Here is a 15,471-nt window from a genome sequence, read left to right as displayed (position 1 = left end):
GCGCCGGGTCGTAGCCCTGCTGACCTGCTTGTTTGTGGGCCTAATTAGTCACAATACGAACCGCTTCGTCGCCGTGGTGGGGCCCGTTGTTCCGGTACGACCGGTGGGAAAGCGGCAGGTCAGGGCCATATGATAGCAGCACGTGACGTGACGTGACGTGACGTGACGGGGTTCTTCGACGGCGGCATGTCGGATCGAACGCGAGAGCTGCCGGTGGGCACGCTGGCGTGGTGGCACGCGCAGCAGGGGACAGTCCGCCATTAGGTTGGAAAGCGCTCAGTGGCCGGGGGCGAGGCCGAACCGCCGACCTTCCGATTTCACTCGCGGCGCGGCTACGCGCTGAGCAGGTTGTTTATTCGGGCGAACAGTTGCGCGAATCGGTCGATGGTGTCGCTGTCCACCTCGTCGCGCAGCTTCGTGGCCGTGCGCAAGAGGTGGCTTGCCGGCTGGTAGTGGTCGAAGCGACCGCCGAGGAGTAACTCGGTCTGCTTGATGATGCGGCCACCGGTGAGCTTGTTCTGGGCGACGACGCCGACCTTGCTCTCCTTGAGCAGCTTCAGGTACCAGTCCTGGTCGAAGAGGTCCTCGATGTCAGCCTCCGGCGTGCCGGTGATGTCGGTCAGCGGGATCAGGTGGTCCTGGTCCAGCAGGCCGCGCCGGACCATGTTGGTGATCTTTTGGTTGCCGCCGGCGGCGGCATCCATGACGACTGCGATGTTCAGGTCGCTGGCGCCCAGCAGGGCGACGAAGGTTGGAATCTTGTCGAGGCCGCCGACAGGTGTGATGGTCCATCGGGGGTCTAGTGAGGTCTTGCCCTTCTCGCGGGCGAGGTCGCTCATGACGGTGAGGTAGGCGACGTCGGCCGGGCCCTCTACCGCGAGCTGGTCGGGGCCGACGATCAGTGCCTGGGACATGTCCACGCCGAGGGCGCCGAGCAGCGGGAAAACGGTTTCAGGTCGGGCGGCCCAGACGTCCTCGCTGACCGTGGTTCCCCGCTTCGGCAGGTCCTCGACCGTGCGGCAGCGCACAAGGTGCCGGGGCTGGATCATGAACAGTGAGTGGGTGGAGTAGATGACCTGGTGGTCGACGGCGAGCCGCTCGTCGATGTAGCGCAGTAGGTCGCCCTGGGCCTTGGCGTGCAGGTTCAGGCCTGGTTCGTCGAGCAGGATCACCCGGCGGTCCTCGTCGGCGTACTCGGAGAACGCTGCCAGGAACGAGAAGAACCAGATGAAGCCCTTGGACCGCTCGGACATGTTGAGCGTGACTCGGTGGGTCGCGTTGCGGACCCGGATCTGCAGCCATGGCTCCGGTTGCCCGGGGCGGCCGGACACCGGTCGCGATTCGATGTCGAGCTCGACGGACAGGCCGTCGTTCTGCGTCCAGTAGTCGAACAACTCGTCGGTGAGCTGGTTGGCCGCCGCCTCGAGTGACGCCTTACGCGCCTCGTAGTTGGCCTCGGCGAACTCCTGGCTGTCGACGCCGGCCAGTCGCAGCAGTGCCAGCGCGGTGCGCTCTCCTGGGTTGAGGTCGTTCTCGGCAGTCTTCTGCAGGCGCTCGATCGAGACGCTGCCCGGCAGGACGCTGTACTCATCGAAGTACTGAATCTTGGGGAGCCGCTGGGCTAGGACCCGCCTGGCCTCAGTCTCCAGATCGCGTTCGTCAAGGCCTGCTGCCAGGTCCGCCGCTGCCGTCGGCGGTTCGTCATCGCCCCGCAGCGCGTCGATCGTCGCGGCAACCGTCTCCTTGGCGTACTTGCTCCGGTCGAGCCCGGCCTGCTCGACCAGGTGCTCGATCGCCTTCGCCTCGCTGATGATCGGCGTGCTCCAGAAGGTGGTCGGGCTGTTGTACCGACGGCTGACCTCCACGCTGGGGGTGATCACCGAGTCTGGGCCGAACATGGCCTCGACGGCGGCGATGTCGTCGGCCTCGAGCGCGAACGTCAGTTCGATGGGCCTGGTCTCGCTGATCTGCGCCTTCTCCCGGTTGTAGCTACTGCGGGGGTAGTCGCGCAACGGCTCGAAGGTCGTCGGGTGGCCACTGGCGAGAGGGTTGAAGCGGTGGATGGCTTCCAGGACGGCGGTCTTGCCGGCCTCGTTCTTGCCCACGAGGGCCGTGAGGCAGTCATCGACGGCGAAGTCGCCGGAATCGGTGACGCTCTTGTACTTCCTGATCTGCGCCTTGGTGACGCGCATCTGATCTCGCTCCTCGTTGGTGGCCCCTCGGGCCTGGCATGTCCTGTTGCTGACGGATGCGTCGCGACGAAGCGCTACGGGGCCTGCCGCCCGGCCGCCTGTGGGGGCGGACCAGGTTCGCGCGCCGCCGGCGCCAACGCCTGAGCGGGCATGGTGGGCCACTCCCCGACGGTGGCCCATCACCCTGCCTCCGAACAACATCCGCACTGTAGTAGAAAATTTTCTATTTAGCACCAAGTTCTTTCCAGGCGCTGGTGATGACTCGTCTCGTGCCCTACGGTTCTGGCATGCACGTGCTGCCTGCCAGGGTTCCCGAGGGGGAATTTCCGCGGGCCGAGGTCGTGCCCGTGCGGTTGGCTCGCAAGGTTGGTCCACTGTTCGGTGTGCGGTGGGAGCACGAGCCGTTCGGGCGGACCTGGGTCTGTGACTTCGGGGCGCTCACCTTGACCGAGGTGGCCCGTGGAGCGCCGATGCCGTCCAAGGACGAGCAGATCGAGCTTGACAGTGAGCCCGACGCCTCGGCCCGGGCTTGGCGGTCTGCCGGACGCGCGGTCTGGACGTCGAGCCGCGGATCTGGCCCGCCGATGCTGGCGAACGCAACGTTGAACAGGTTCGGGCCGGACACCAAGGCTGCCGCCGTCCTGACCGCGGCCAACCGGTTGCTCGTTGACGCGACCGAGTCCGTGAGTCAGGTTTGTGCCCACCTCGCGCGGCACGAGACCCCCAGGTCCGTGGCACTGGCGACTTGGGCGGGCCTCACCTTGGAGGTGTTCCGCGCTCAGCCGGCGCTCGTCGTCGCTGCGATCCAGGCGCGTTCGGTTCAGCGGTCCCTAACCAGCCACTGGGGTTCTCAGGTGGCGCTGGGTGGTCTGGATGCCGGCTTCGCTCGATGCGAAGTCGGCGCTCGTGGCGTTGAACCAGCCATCGATTCCTGGCACCCCGTGCGGTTCGCGCTGATCGAGGACACTCTGGACGTTCTTCTAGGAGCGGAAGCTGCAGGTTCTCGCCCGGTCGGTGTCGATCGCCGGGACGACATTGCGGCAGCCTGGTGTCGACGGTTGCTTCAGATGGGCCGCCCTGGATCGGGGCTCGTGTGGCTGTCCGAGCAGGACGGGCACCGTGTGGCTCACAGCTACCAGCGCGTCGGGGCCATGGTCGCGCCGTTCGTGGTGGAAGCGCTGGGCGCGGAGGCGAGCGGAGAGGCCGGCGCGATGCTTCCGGCGTGGCCGACCAAGACCGAACTGGATGCGTTGTCGACCTCGACTGTTCGGGCGCACGCGGTAGCGGCGCATGTGGTGACGAGCTACTTGCGGTACAGCGATCGAGCGGTGCACGAGGCGCCTGGTCCGCGAGACCGCAGCCGCGGTTACCTGGACGAAGCCGCAGAAGCCACGGTGGGGCGGCTGGGTCTGGCCGATCCGGCCGCGTTGCTGCTTGCCGGCTACCAGGAGTACCTGCAGGTGCTTGATCTGCTCCGGTACCCGCCCATGGATCTGTCAGATCTTCGTGACCGTCTCCGGACCCTGGTTGCCGGGCAACGTCGTACGGCGGCGGCGCTCGCGGACGGGTTGATCGATCCGGGCGCCGCGAGCTACCTGCTGGAGATCGGAAACGTCGCCATCGGACAGGGGCGAGAGCACTTCCCCGGCGAACCGGAGTGGGACCGTGCGCTCGCCCGAGCTTGGCGAGAAGCGTTGACCGCGCGCGGTCTGGAGCCCGAGCCTTCCGAGCGCCTCGAAGCATTGAACGACTCCCAGGTCTTCCATCTCGCGTATTACGCGGAGTATCTGGCGACCCGAGGAAGCACTGCCGATCTGCGTCGCGCCCTGAAGGTGCTCGGCACGGTGGCAGAGGTGCGAGATCGTGTTGCGCAACGCGAGCCCGCAGGTCTTCGGGCGAAGCACGCGGCCGGAAGGGACGCGCATCTCATGGCGGCGAAGGTTGCAGCGCAACTCGCCCGTCACCTTCCTGAACGAGAGCAAGCATCGCGCGCCTCGGCCTGGGCCGAGGCGGTCGCGCATGCGGGCCGGGCGCTGGACAATCCCTCGCTCGAGGAGTTGTACGCGGGCAACTGGGACGATCACATTGCTGCGGTGGCTTTGGAGCGTCTCGAGCCGGCGCTCCAGCACCTCTCAGATTCGGGGGCGCGGGCGGTGTCCGCAACGGGCCAGGAACGGGCTCGTCAGCTGGTCGAGGCAGTGCTCAACCGATCGGCGCGTCGTCCGCGGAAAGCGGATGAACGCGAGCGCGTTGCGCAGCTCCGCGCACTTCTCGATCGCTTAAATACCACCCCAGAAGCGGAGTCGCCTTGCTGAATCGGTTCATGCGCGCGGTCCGCGGCTGATCGCACAATCAACGCCCTGCCGGTCTCCGCGAAAGGCCGGCCGGACGTCACGCTCGCCTCCCGGCGGGCTTCCCGCGTCGTGTCAGGTTGAAAGTACGGGGTCGATGAACGACGAACTGACGTCTGCTGTGCTCGCCCGCGCCTCCGCGGACGACGCACTTCCCGAACCAGCGAAGTATCTGATCCTCGCAGCACTCGAAGGCGAGGACGAACTCACACAGGTGCTCGACGGCGGCCATCAGCCGGTCGTCGCCGGAGAGACTCTCCCCTCCCCGACACCGGCCCGCGTCTTCCTCTCCGAGGTCCAGGTCCGTGGCGTGCGCGGCATCAACGCCGCGCAGACCCTCACGTTCATACCGGCGCCCGGCCTGGTGGTCATCGCCGGTCGCAACGGGTCGGGGAAGTCGAGCTTTGCCGAAGGTCTGGAACTTGCTCTCACCGGGCGTAGCTATCGTTCGGGTTCGCGGAGCAGTCGTCTCCAGGTTCAATGGCAGAACGTCTCGGCGAGACGCACGTCGGTGCGCGTTCGGCTCGCGGAAGAAGGTTGCGGGACAACGGAAGTCGAGAGCACGTGGGCTGCCGGCAGCAGGATCGAGGAGGGCGGGATAAGCGTAACCCGGCCCGGGCAGGACCGGCAGCCGGGACTCGAGTCGCTTGGCTGGGCCGAGTCACTGACCAGGTTCCGGCCGTTCCTCGCCTACGAGGAGCTCGAAGCTCAACTGGTCGAGGGAATCCGGCTCCATGAAGCTCTGCACGCGATCCTCGGTCTGCAGCGGCTCGACGACGCACGAACTTCACTGCAGGGGCGCTTGCGGGAGAAGGCCGCGGGCAAGGAGCGTGCCGACGAGACACGCAGGGCGCTGAAGCCTCGACTGGAGCAGTGCGACGACCCGCGGGCCGCTATCGCAAGGGACGCCATGTATCGCCGGCCGGCGGACGTCGACGCGGTCGAAGTCGTGGCTGCCGGCGGCGAGCCGGAAGACTCCGCCGTTGCCCACCTTCGGCGGGTGGCCGATCTACCGGAGCTCGAGGTCGCCGAGTTCGCGGCCCGGCTCGACACTCTGCACCGCAGCCGCGCGGAGGCCGAGCGTCATGAGCAGTCCGTGAATACCGCCGCGGCAGGCAGGCTGCAGTTGCTCCAGTCCGCGCTGGACCTGCACAGCCAGCACGGAGACGGCTCGTGCCCAGTCTGCGATGCCGGCAAGCTCGATGCCGCATGGGCCACGCGTGCCCGGGCTGAGATCGCGGCGGACACGGAGGCGGCCGCGAAGGCCAAGATGGTCCGTGACCAGCTTGCGTCCGCTCGCCGGGCCGTGGACGAGTTCCGGCCGGCTCCGCCTGCCGTCCTCCTGGAGGTCGTGGCCGAACTGCCCGGCGTTGCCGAGGTCCAGCGGACCTGGTCGTCCTGGCGCGCGATGGACGAGGAGGATCTCCTGCGCGATGGCGCGGCCACCTTCGAGCAGCTCGCCGCCGACCTCCAGCGGCTCAGGACCGAGGCGCGACGCCTGGTAGAGGAACGACAGAGCGCCTGGCGTCCGCTGGCGACAGCGCTGGGTGAGTGGGTGACTCTCGCCCGGCGAGCCGCGGGCGATGACGAGGCGCGGAGGGATTTGGCGGCAGCGGTCGAATGGATCACAGCGCACGCCGAACAGCTGCGCAACGATCGACTGCGGCCGTTGGCCGACCATGCGCGGGACATCTGGTCGCTCCTGCGTCAGGAGAGCAATGTCGACCTGGGTGAAATCACATTGCTGGGACAGGGAAACCGTCGCACCGTGAAGATCGACGGAGAGATCGATGGTCGAAGGGTCGGTGCACTCGAGGTGATGAGCCAAGGGGAGCTCAACGCCCTGGCTCTCGCCGTCTTCATCCCTAAGGCCGCAATGGCTAACAGCCCATTCGGATTCATGGTGATCGACGACCCGGTTCAGGCCATGGATCCGGCCAAGGTCGATGGCTTCGCGCACGTCCTCAAGCGTGTCTCCCAGGATCAACAGGTCATCGTCTTCACCCACGACGACCGTCTTCCCGAAGCCGTGCGACGACTGCGGATCCCTGCCTCAATCATCGAGATCACGCGGGACGCGAAGTCGGACATCACGATCAGAGAAGCGCTCGACCCCGCGCGGCGATTCCTCGACGACGCGCGCGCGGCAGTCGCAACTCCGGAGATGCACGAGAAGCTGCGCGCCCGCGCCGTCGCCGCGATGTCACGGTTCGCACTCGAAGCATGCTGCCGGAACGTCTTCTTCGCCGCGCGGCTGGGCACCGGCTCTCCTCGCCACGAGGTGGAGCAGCTGTGGCGCAATGCCCACGGGACGCGGAAGAAAGTCGCGCTCGCCGTGAGCGGCGGAGACGATCGGGCGCTCCAGACATGGCTCGAGCAAGGAAGGCAACGGCGCCGACCAGCGGCGATGGGCGTCTGCAGCGCGGGGCCGCACGACGGGGTTCGGATGAATCCAGGGCAGGCGATCGAGGCCGTCACCAGACTCCTGGACGACATCGAGGCCAGGGCGCAGCGCGCGGTGGCTTCGTGAGTATCGCGCTGCCGGCCGTCACGAGCCCCGCAACCATCGCGGAACTCATCGGAGGAGCCCGTGACATGCTTGCCGGCGCGACAGGCCTCCCCGCCGATCGTGCCATCCGCTCGGCGGCTCTCTTCGCCCGCTGCGCCGTGGAAACCTTCGTCGACGAAGAGCTGGATCGCCGCTTGGCGCCTCTGGGGCTTACTCACCTCGACGCGGGCAAATCGTCCCGCGGCAAGCTCATTTGCGTCCTCGCCGAGAGCGGCGACGACCACGACCCCCGCATCGAGTGGCTGTGGGACGTCCTGTCCACCGCGTGTCACTATCACGCCTACGACCTGACCCCGACGCACGCCGAGATCACACACCTCGTCCATCAAGTCGCGGAACTGGTACTCCCCTTGAACGCAACGGGTGGGTGATACATACCTGGTGTGGGCAAGCTTCCCGTGGATATGTTGCGCTTCGCCGTCGGCGAGCACGCTGAGCTGTACACCGCGGTGCCGAACGTGTTCGGCGAGGAGAACAACCGGCTGGAGCCGTCGCTGGACCTCGACGCGGTCACCAATAGCTTACGCGCGAGAGGCCTTGGCAGCGTCCTGCCGCCGGACCTGGCGTAGGCGGCAGCTGCGGGACTGGCGCCTGCTGGACATCACGCATAACCACGCCGGCAACTACAGCACGGCGGAAGAGTACGAGCGGCGCTACCTGCAGTACTCAGTGGCCGTCAGTGTGGCGCCGTAGCGTGGCCGTCGAGGCAGTGCCACGACGAAGGCGGGAGCTCTTCTGTGAGCGTGAGCCAGTACCGCGGGCAGCTCGCCCGCAAACGTAAGCAACGGGTCGATGCGGAGAAGAAGGTCGGCGAGTACCGGACCAAGGAGTCGAAGAAGCGTGCGGAGGCAGCCACGGCACGCCAGGCCGCATCGGGCGCGAGGACCGTCACGACTCAGAAGAGCAAGCTGCGGGAGGCCGAGCGTCATGAGAAGGCGGCGGAGACCGCGGGCAAGGACGCGGCTGTCGACGACGGCTAAAAACTGAGCAGTCGGCGACGGGTGAAAACTGAGCACCCCGAGTACGCCTTGGGGTGTGATCACGTTGGAGGACTGGGCCGAGATCCGGCGGTTGCATCGCTCGGAGAAGGTCTCGCAGGCCGGTATCGCCCGGCGGTTGGGGATCTCGCGGAACACGGTCGCGAAGGCGTTGGCGTCGGACCATCCGCCGAAGTACGAGCGGGCCCCGAAGGGCTCGGCGGTCGATGCGGTCGAGCCCCGGATTCGGGCGTTGCTGGCTGAGACCCCGACGATGCCGGCCACCGTGATCGCGGAGCGGATCGGGTGGACGCGGTCGTTGACGGTGTTGAAGGACCGGGTCCGCCAGCTGCGGCCGTTGTATCTGCCGCAGGACCCCTCCGACCGGCTCGAGCACCCGCCCGGGCAGGTCGTGCAGTGCGACCTGTGGTTCCCCCCGACACCGGTGCCGGTGGCCGCCGACGCCGTCCGGGTGCTGCCGGTGCTGGCGATGACCAGCGGCCATTCCCGGGTCACGGACGCGGTGATGCTCCCGTCCCGGCTCGGTGGGGACATCCTGTCGGGGATGTGGCAGGTCCTGGCCGGGTGGGGCCGCTGCCCGCGGACGCTGCTGTGGGACCGCGAAGCCGCGATCGGCGGGTCCGGCAAGCCCACCGTCGAGGCAGCCGGGTTCGCCGGGACCCTCGGGGTGCGGCTGCGGCTGGCCCCGCCGCGGGATCCGGAGACCAAAGGGCTGGTCGAACGCCGCAACGGCTACTTCGAGACCTCGTTCCTGCCCGGGCGCACCTTCACCGGCCCGGATGACTTCACCGACCAGCTGCGGACCTGGCTGGCCGAGCGGGCCAACACCCGCTGGCTGCGCCCGATCGGAGCCAGCCCGATCCAACGGTGGGATGCCGACCGGGCCGCGATGATCGATCTGCCGCCGGTGGCCCCGGTGGTCGGTCTGCGTGGGCGGATCCGCCTGTCACGGGACTACTACGTGCGGGTGGCCGGCAACGACTACTCCGTCGACCCGCGCGCGATCGGCCGGTTCGTGGACTGGCACGCCACCCTCACCAGGGTCACCGCGACCTGCGCCGGGCAGACCGTGGCCCACCACGAGCGGTCGTGGTCGACCGCGCAGACCATCACCGACCCCGCCCACCGCGCGATGGCCGCGGTGCTGCGCCAAGAGCACTCCGAGGCCAAACAGCAAGCAGCGCAACGTGCCGCGGCCGCACGCAGGATCCGTCGCCACCCCGACGGACACGTGGTCGCGCTGCGTGCCCTGCCGGACTACGACGCCCTCTTCGGCGTCGACTTCGACCCCCGCCCAAGCGTCGGGCGGACAACTCGAGAGACGAACGGAACGGAAGGAACCCGATGACCACCACCGCAACGGCGCATCCACCTCGCTCAGAGGGCTTGACCTCACGTCTGGCCTACCTGACCCGAGTGTTGAAGACCCCGACCATCGGCCGAGTCTGGGAAGACCTGGCCGAGACCGCGCGGGACGCGAACTGGTCCCACGAAGAGTTCCTCGCCGCGGTCCTGGAACGCCAGGTCGCCGACCGGGAATCCGCCGGGACCACGATGCGCATCCGCACCGCCCACTTCCCGGCCGTCAAGACGTTGGAAGACTTCAACCTCGACCACCTACCCAGCCTGCGCCGGGACCTGCTGGCCCACCTCGCCACAGCCACCTTCGTGGCCAAGGCCGAGAACGTCGTCCTGCTCGGCCCGCCCGGGATCGGCAAGACCCACCTGGCCATCGGGCTGGGCGTCAAGGCCGCCCAAGCCGGGCACTCGGTCCTGTTCGACACCGCGACGAACTGGATCGCCCGCCTGGCCAAGGCCCACCACGCCGGCCAGCTCGAGACCGAGCTCAAGAAGATCCGCCGCTACCGGCTCATCGTGGTCGATGAAGTCGGCTACATCCCGTTCGACACCGACGCCGCGAACCTGTTCTTCCAGCTGGTCGCCTCACGCTACGAACAGGCCTCGGTCATGGTCACCTCGAACCTGCCCTTCGGCCGTTGGGGAGAAGTCTTCGGCGACGAAGTCGTCGCCGCCGCCATGATCGACCGGCTCGTCCACCACGCCGAAGTCCTCACCCTCGCCGGCGAGTCCTACCGCACCCGCGCCCGCCGCGAACTCCTCGCCAAGGACCGCGACAAGTAACCACCAGCAGCCGACAGGTGCTCAGTTTTCACCCGCCGCCAGCTGCTCAGTTTTCAGCCGCCGTTGACAGCGGCCCGCTGGCAGACCAAGGCGTCGGGGTACGCGAAGGAAGAATCTGCGCTGCAGACGAAGCTGGTGCGCGCCGAGCAGTTCGAAGCAGATGCTGCGGAGCGTCGGCGCGCGCGGGACCAGCAACTGACCGATCGTCGAAGCGCCATCCAGAGGGCCTCACTGGAGGCCAGGGTGGCCAGCGCTGAGCTCGCTGTGGACGAGGTGCGGCGCCGGCTACGCTCGCCCAAGCCGGAGAGATTGCGGGTCCTGATGCTTGGGGCCTCCTCAGAGGGGGACCTTCGCGTCGGGCGGGAACAGAAGCGCATCCGCGCCGCGGTGGAATCGGCACTGCACCGCGACCAGATCGAGCTCGATGTCCGTCCGGCGGCCACAGCCGCTGACCTGCTCGATGGGATCACGAAGTTCCGCCCGCACGTGGTGCACTTCTCAGGCCACAGCAGCGACGACCTCATCGTTTTGGAGGACGAGCAAGACGCCCCTCACCAGGGCGTCATCGTCACCGCTAGCGCGTTCGCCCGAGCCATCGCAGCCACTGACGACCCGCCGCTGTTGGTCCTGCTGAACTCGTGCAAGTCCGCCTCCCAGATTGAAGACCTGGTAGCGCAAGTCGTGCCCTTCGCGATCGAAATGGCCGACAGCATCGATGACGGTGACGCCATCAACTACGCCGCCCAGTTCTATGCCGCCGTCGCCAACGGCCAATCAATCCGGTCCTCTCACCTGTCCGGCCAGGCGGCCCTCGAGCTGGCCGGACTGGCTGGGGCGGAGCTGCCTACGCTGGCATGGGCAGCCGACGTCGACCCGGGCCTGACCGTTCTGGTCCTTCCCGCCGACTCCGAGTACGCCTGAGGCACCCTCGAAGCGGGCCATCGGACACTTCATCACCTGCGCGTAACACGCGATTTCAGAAGCGCGGATGCGGCATGGTCGAGCGGTAGTCGTTCTTGCTCGATGCGAAGGTACTTCCGCCCGTCGATGTAAAGGGAGGCCAGTGCGGCAGCTTCATCGTCCGTCAATGTCCCCTCAGGAGGGTCGAGCCGGTCAAGGCTCTCTCCGACGTCGAGTGATCGGTAGGACTCGACGTGCTCGGGAGACATCAGCAGCGATGCCAGTCTCGGCAGGATCTTGCGGGCCCGTGAGAGCAGGGTGAACCCGTGCCGGTCGAGGTCGCCCCAGTACCAGCAGCGGTCTGACGGCAACCACGGCAGCTCTTCGAGGACGTTGAGGTGGTTGCCGAGGGAGTGGATGATCAGCAGACCTGCCGTGTCCATCCAGGCGAGGGCTGGCTCCTTGTTCTCGATGATGAGGACGGCGTCGGGCTGGATAGCCAGCCGGCCGAGTTCATCGATCGGAGCGCTGACCTGTCGGAGGCCGCCGACGCTCGTCCGCATGGAAGGGTCCGCGAGGACGATGGCGATCGGGCGTGGCAGTGGTCGCAGCCCGAGGACGTCGAGGTCTTGCGCGGGGATGTCGACGGGATCGGTCGCTTTGTTGGATTGCATCGATCGGTCGGGGCTGATCGACGAGTGGTAGTTCAGGCAGGCGATCAGCATTCCTCGGTGGCGTGCGAGCCACTTGGTGTGCATGCCGGGGACGGGTGCGCTGCGCGCCGTCAGACCGGATCTCGGGTTGGCACGGAACCATGCAATCGCTGCCAGAAGGGTGGAGAAGTCGTGATCGTCGAGGTCGACGATCCGTGAAATCCACGGGCGCAATGACGCCTCGTCCGTGCCGCGTCGCAGGTCGCTCCATCGGGTGCGGGCGCGTCTCCAGTGCTCGTGGGTGTTCGGGCTGAGCGCGGCCAAGGCGTCGACGTCGGGGATGTCCAGGTGGGTCAGGATGAGTTGCTCGCCGAACGGCGTGCGCACGCGACGGGTCCGCAGCTCGACGCCCGTGTGCTGCGGCGCCCACCGGCGCCATGCCAGCAGCCAGGCTGAGACGACGTTGGACTGCGACGCGATCACGGTTACCGATGGTGGCTGCAGCGCAATGGCGAAGGGCTCCCGCCTGTCACCGAGCAGCGCGTCGCGCCAAACGCCCCGGTAGCGGGTGCCGGCCTGCTCGACGACGTCTTCAGGGTGACGCATCAGGCTGCACCCTCGTCATCCAGCTGCAGCGCTTCCTTGATGGTCAGGGAATAGATGCGAACACCGCGTGGGTCGTCGGGATCGGTGCTGATGTACGCCACGAGGTCGACGAAGTCCTCGAACGCCGTGGCTTTCTCCCGAGGGGCACCGACGATCAGCTGGAACCCGAGTTCCCGCAGGGCGCGCAGTGCGCGTCCCGTGTAGTCGCTGTCGGCCTTGACGAACCCTTCGTCGAGCACGATGGACCCGTACAGCGGCAGCTCCGAGCCGCCTTCGCCAAGGCGGTAGCGCAGCGCGGCGCCTAGGATGAACGCGATGAGCTCCTGGCCCTCTCCGCCGCTCATGCCGGAGACACCCTCGTGCACGATTGCTCTGCCCGTCTCGGGAGTCTCGATGGCGCGAAAGGTGACGTGCTCGCGGGCATCGAAGACGCTGCGCCGCCAGGACTCCCCAGCTTTCGATGGATCAGTGAGGCGCTCGAGGCTCCGGCGTAACCGCTTGAAGGAGGCTTCGATCCGTGTCTCGTCGTTGAAGAGATCTTCTCCGAGGGGGTTGTCCCGGGTGAATTCGAGGACCACCCTGCGGAACTCGACCGAGTTACTGTTGGGGCGGTCGACCGGCTCGATCGCGAGGTGGGACCCTGCTCGGAACGGAACGCCGGACAGCACGGCGTTGATCGGATCCAGACCGCGTGCGATGTCTTTTCGGTCGACGTCGATCTGCTGGAGCAAGGTGCGAAGCCCCTGGTTGAGTTCGGCGTCGACTTTTCTCAGCCATGCATCGCGGGCACGGGGTAGGTCGTCGGTGACGAGCTGTTGTTGGATCTGCTCCAGCGTAGGCAGGGAGTCGATGGTGTCGTCCAGTTCTCGCTGGGTGCGGTCATTGATGAAGCGGTAGGCGCGGATGATCGAGAGCAGATTTCGCTCATGGTTGCCGCGCGCTTCGTCGTGGGCGGTGATCTGCGATCTCATCTGGTCGAGGGCATCACGGTAGCTGCGGCGTACCTCTGCATCGGTTCTCGCGTCGACGTCGCGTCCCTTCGGGTCGATCGTGTCGAGACCCGGTTCCTTGAACGGCAGATGTGCGGCCGCAGCGAGTTCCTCCTGGCTGAGCGGCTGGTTGCATGTCACCACGTCGCCGGCGCTGTCCTGGACCCGTAGGACCATCGCCCACTGCGCCTCGAGCCGATCGAGCCGGTTCTCGTGGGTCGTTGTCTCGGCCTTTAGTTCGTCGGCCCGCTGCTTCGCCTCGCGGTGCGCCGAGCGGAGGGAGTGCTGCTCGGGGGTGTCGACCTCCTTGAGCTCACGTTCGAGCTCCTCCAGGCGACGGGTCACGGGTGCGAGATCCATGGCCGACCATGAGAGGTCCTTCTCCAAGCGACCGAGTTCCCCGATGGTGTCCTGCTCCGCCGCGACGGCGCGACGAGCGTCCTCGACCCTTCGCACCACGGTGGTGAGCTGTCGTTCGAGCCCTTCGAGCTCCTCCTTCAGCTCTTCTCGCAGAGCACTGTTGTCGCGACCAACCCATCGGTACCTGAGGGGCGCGTCTGCCTTGATTACCCGCCCATTGGGGGCTGTGCGCATCCCCGCCCGCGTCACGCGGCCCACCACGCCGCTCTCACGACGGCCGTCGAGCTCCGTGTCCCGCTCGACGCACCGGTAGGTGAAGCGCGCCAGTTCGCCACTCACCCACCCCTGATACGGGCCGGCCGCGACGTCCAGCATCGAGGCGACCGTTCCGACGGGGTAGGTGCGAACGGCTTGGTCCGCAGCGCCCGCGACCAGTGTCAGATCGCCGCGTACGTCATGATTGTTTACCCAGGCCCTGACCAGCTCGAAGTCCTCCGCAGCTACCAGCAGGTCGCTGGCGAGGGGGCGGACAATGGTCAGGATGGCGCGTTCCCAGCCGCGGTGCTCGGGTGGGATGTCGAGCAGCTCGCCGACGTACTGCAAGCGGCGCACGGGCACCCCGGTGCCCTGCGCGATGAGTTGGCGTCGTCGATCGGCGTCTTGCGGAATGTTGCCTACCTGTTGCTGTACACGTTTGAGCTCCGCCTTCAGGTCCTTGACGGCTTCCCAGAGACGTCCCTTTTCGGCCGCCTGCCCTTCGTGGTCCTGCGCCAGCTGGCCGTAGCTCTCCGCCAGGTCTGCCGCCTTGTCCATGAGCGTCGCTCTGAGCAATTCCAGGTCGCCGCTCGAGGTGGGCAGCACCTGGCCGAAGGCACCCAGCCGGGCGGTCATTGCACTCCGGTGAGCAATGGTCGCGGCCCGCTCTTTTTGGGCCTGGCCGATCCGTTCGTTGACCAGTGTGGTCTGGTCCGCACCGGTTGAGGCGTACGCCTGGAGCGCCCGCTCCTCCGCTTCCTCCGCCTCACGCATCCGGGTCTTGACCTTCTGCAGGTCTTCCTGCGCCTGCGCCAGCTCGAGACGCACGTCCTGCTCGCGGTTACGTGCCCAGTCGAGGACCTTGCTGGCGTGCCAGACGTTCAGCCGCGCGAAATCATCGGCCGTGGGTTGGATCAACGCCCGCTTGTCGATGGCATCTCGCGCGGCGGCGCGGTACTTCTCAGCCACAGCGGGCACGTCTTTCAGTGTCTCGGCCTTCGTCTTCGCGAGCTCGAACTCGTCGTAGAGGCGTGACGCCTCCCGGTAGTGTTCAAGCGTCACGTTCCACCGCGCGAGGGCTCGTGGTTCGGTGAGGACAAATTCAGTGAAGAGGTCGTTGATGGAGAAGATCCCCTTGGACGCCTGCGCCCTGCGCAGCAGGTGCATGGCGAGGCGCTGCGACTCCTCCGTGCGGCCCATCTGCAGCACACGTCTCATGGCGGCGTGCATCCGGGCCTGACGCTGGTCGAGCACGTCCCCGCGATCAAGGTCGACCAGATGGCGCATCGACGCTGGTGACAGCGGGGCAGCGCCGGCACGGGCCGGCTTGAGCCCGTCGAGGCGGGCCAGGTCGAAGGCACCGTGGACGAACCCGTACACGGTTGTGCCGCCGAGGGTGGCGTTGTCGGTCGTTTCCGTCGCTACCCAGAGCAGGCGGAAGGCGGTGACCTGCCGG

11 protein-coding genes are annotated in these 15,471 nt (G+C 67.2%); 8 read left to right on the top strand and 3 right to left on the bottom strand.

Going from position 1 to position 15,471, the window contains the following annotated elements; all coding sequences use genetic code 11:
• Positions 1-332 precede the first annotated feature (332 nt).
• Positions 333-2,192: an AAA family ATPase gene (locus AC08OU_RS00310; RefSeq protein ID WP_476604035.1), complete on the bottom strand. Its 1,860-nt coding sequence runs from the start codon at positions 2,190-2,192 to the stop codon at positions 333-335.
• 584 nt (positions 2,193-2,776) lie between these two features.
• Between AC08OU_RS00310 and AC08OU_RS00305 the strand changes: the two genes are divergently transcribed.
• The 8 genes from AC08OU_RS00305 to AC08OU_RS00270 all read left to right on the top strand — a co-directional run bounded on the left by AC08OU_RS00305 (position 2,777) and on the right by AC08OU_RS00270 (position 11,173).
• Positions 2,777-4,507 (top strand): hypothetical protein, encoded by a 1,731-nt coding sequence (locus AC08OU_RS00305; RefSeq protein WP_476604034.1) that lies wholly within the window; start codon positions 2,777-2,779, stop codon positions 4,505-4,507.
• Between the two features lie 133 nt (positions 4,508-4,640).
• On the top strand, positions 4,641-7,073 hold the full coding sequence (locus AC08OU_RS00300; protein WP_476604033.1) for an AAA family ATPase: 2,433 nt from the start codon (positions 4,641-4,643) through the stop codon (positions 7,071-7,073).
• Complete coding sequence (locus AC08OU_RS00295; protein WP_476604032.1) at positions 7,070-7,483, top strand: hypothetical protein; 414 nt, start codon at positions 7,070-7,072, stop codon at positions 7,481-7,483. Before AC08OU_RS00300 ends, AC08OU_RS00295 begins: the two co-directional genes overlap by 4 nt.
• 12 nt (positions 7,484-7,495) lie before the next feature.
• Positions 7,496-7,681 (top strand): hypothetical protein, encoded by a 186-nt coding sequence (locus tag AC08OU_RS00290; protein WP_476604031.1) that lies wholly within the window; start codon positions 7,496-7,498, stop codon positions 7,679-7,681.
• Positions 7,682-7,849: 168 nt separating this feature from the next.
• Positions 7,850-8,092, top strand: a complete 243-nt coding sequence (locus AC08OU_RS00285) for a hypothetical protein (RefSeq protein WP_476604030.1) — start codon at positions 7,850-7,852, stop codon at positions 8,090-8,092.
• A gap of 55 nt (positions 8,093-8,147) precedes the next feature.
• Complete coding sequence (gene istA / locus AC08OU_RS00280) at positions 8,148-9,458, top strand: IS21 family transposase (protein ID WP_476604029.1); 1,311 nt, start codon at positions 8,148-8,150, stop codon at positions 9,456-9,458.
• The gene (gene istB / locus AC08OU_RS00275; protein ID WP_476604028.1) at positions 9,455-10,252 is read left to right on the top strand and encodes an IS21-like element helper ATPase IstB; all 798 of its coding nucleotides are present in this window, start codon (positions 9,455-9,457) and stop codon (positions 10,250-10,252) included. Before istA ends, istB begins: the two co-directional genes overlap by 4 nt.
• Before the next feature lie 63 nt (positions 10,253-10,315).
• Positions 10,316-11,173 carry a CHAT domain-containing protein gene (locus AC08OU_RS00270; protein ID WP_476604027.1) on the top strand — a complete coding sequence of 286 codons (858 nt, stop codon included), beginning with the start codon at positions 10,316-10,318 and terminating at the stop codon, positions 11,171-11,173.
• 32 nt (positions 11,174-11,205) lie between these two features.
• Here the strand turns inward: AC08OU_RS00270 and AC08OU_RS00265 are convergent, their stop codons facing one another.
• Positions 11,206-12,411 carry a Wadjet anti-phage system protein JetD domain-containing protein gene (locus tag AC08OU_RS00265; protein WP_476604026.1) on the bottom strand — a complete coding sequence of 402 codons (1,206 nt, stop codon included), beginning with the start codon at positions 12,409-12,411 and terminating at the stop codon, positions 11,206-11,208.
• Entirely contained in the window at positions 12,411-15,302 is a 2,892-nt protein-coding gene (locus AC08OU_RS00260) for an ATP-binding protein (protein ID WP_476604074.1), read from the bottom strand. Before AC08OU_RS00260 ends, AC08OU_RS00265 begins: the two co-directional genes overlap by 1 nt.
• Positions 15,303-15,471 lie beyond the last annotated feature (169 nt).

The sequence above is a fragment of the Frankia sp. CcMO1 genome, assembly GCF_977945845.1.
This window is presented reverse-complemented; position numbering and strand designations above follow the sequence as displayed.

What these genes read in the sequence shown, in the direction of transcription:
- AC08OU_RS00310 (WP_476604035.1), bottom strand. Translation starts at nt 2,192, where the DNA reads ATGCGCGTCACCAAGGCGCAGATCAGGAAGTACAAGAGCGTCACCGAT.
- AC08OU_RS00305 (WP_476604034.1), top strand. Translation starts at nt 2,777, where the DNA reads ATGCTGGCGAACGCAACGTTGAACAGGTTCGGGCCGGACACCAAGGCT.
- AC08OU_RS00300 (WP_476604033.1), top strand. Translation starts at nt 4,641, where the DNA reads ATGAACGACGAACTGACGTCTGCTGTGCTCGCCCGCGCCTCCGCGGAC.
- istB (WP_476604028.1), top strand. Translation starts at nt 9,455, where the DNA reads ATGACCACCACCGCAACGGCGCATCCACCTCGCTCAGAGGGCTTGACC.
- AC08OU_RS00265 (WP_476604026.1), bottom strand. Translation starts at nt 12,411, where the DNA reads ATGCGTCACCCTGAAGACGTCGTCGAGCAGGCCGGCACCCGCTACCGG.
- AC08OU_RS00260 (WP_476604074.1), bottom strand. Translation starts at nt 15,302, where the DNA reads ATGCGCCATCTGGTCGACCTTGATCGCGGGGACGTGCTCGACCAGCGT.